This is a genomic window from Caballeronia glebae (assembly GCF_001545035.1).
GTDB classification, from domain to species: domain Bacteria; phylum Pseudomonadota; class Gammaproteobacteria; order Burkholderiales; family Burkholderiaceae; genus Caballeronia; species Caballeronia glebae.
In genome coordinates this window covers 1-1,339 of sequence record NZ_FCOJ02000169.1, presented here as the reverse complement: position 1 = coordinate 1,339, position 1,339 = coordinate 1, and the positions used below count along the sequence as shown (strand labels likewise).

The following is a 1,339-nucleotide window of genomic DNA, read 5'->3' as shown; positions in this document are numbered from 1 at the left end:
CAGGTTGCTGAAGTACCGACGGTTCATGTCATCGCGGAAGTGCGCTGATGCGTTGATATTAGGCCCATCACTTGCCCACTGAAGACCATGCGCGGCGCCGACACGTTCACCGAGAGTCTGTTTTCCCTGCGAAAGCTCGACGACTTCGTCCCGAAGTCGCATCCGTTGCGGTCGATCCGCGTGATGGCGAACGAAGCGCTGGCGAAGATGGATCGACTGTTCGCCGGGATGTATGAAGCGCACACGAAGGGCGGGCGGCCGAGCATCGCGCCCGAGAAGTTGCTGCGAGCCATGCTGATCCAGATCCTCTACAGCGTCCGCTCGGAGCGGCAACTGATGGAGCAGGTTCAATATAACCTGCTTTTTCGCTGGTTCATCGGCCTGGCAATGGATGACGAGGTGTGGGTGCCCACGGTCTTCACGAAGAATCGCGAGCGATTGATCAAGCACCATGCAATCGTCGAATTCTTCAACGAAGTGGTGGCCCTCGCCGAGAAGAAGGATCTGCTCTCGGGCGAGCACTTCAGTGTGGACGGCACACTGATCCAGGCGTGGGCGGGGCACAAGAGCTTCGTGCGCAAGGACGGAGGCGATCAGGACAACGATGGCGGCAGCGCAGGCGACTTCAAAGGCAGCAAGCGCAGCAACGAGACGCATCAGTCCAAGACTGATCCTGATGCGCGGCTCTATCGCAAAGGCAAGACGGCCAGCGAATTGCGGTACATGGGCCATACGCTGACCGATAACCGGCATGGCTTGGTGGTCAACGCGCGTGTCACATACGCTGATGGGCATGCCGAGCGTGAAGCGGCCAAGATCATGATCAACGACGCGCGGCAAGCAGTACAGGATGCGAGCGCAGAGATCACGCTAGGCGCGGACAAGGGTTACGACGCACAGGAATTCATCGAGGCCTGCCACGAGATGAAGGTCACACCGCACGTCGCGCAAAATACCTCGGGACGGCGTTCGGCGGTAGCTGACTCGATTGCCTCGAGCGTGGGCTACGCCATTTCTCAACAAAAGCGCAAGCTGATCGAACAAGGCTTCGGCTGGGCGAAGACCGTGGGGCGCATGCGCCAGGCGATGGTGCGCGGGTTGAAGAAGGTGGACCAGATGTTCGTGTTGAACATGGCCGCCTATAACCTTGTGCGCTTGCGATCCTTGGCACAAATCCGTCCATCGTGACGGTAAACGCGAAAATGAAACCAGAAATTCGGCTCAAAGCGCTCAAAAAGGACGTTGAATTGCATTGGGCTTGCACAATGCGAAAACCTCGCGGCGAAAGCCTTGTGATTGGAGCGAGGCCGCTTCAACTCGAGTGTATTTCAGCGGCCTG

1 protein-coding gene is annotated in these 1,339 nt (G+C 58.3%); it reads left to right on the top strand.

The genetic code is table 11. The features are described from left to right. The first annotated feature begins 87 nt into the window (after positions 1-87). Complete coding sequence (locus AWB82_RS36645) at positions 88-1,188, top strand: IS5 family transposase (protein ID WP_086974109.1); 1,101 nt, start codon at positions 88-90, stop codon at positions 1,186-1,188. The last annotated feature ends 151 nt before the right edge of the window (positions 1,189-1,339 follow it).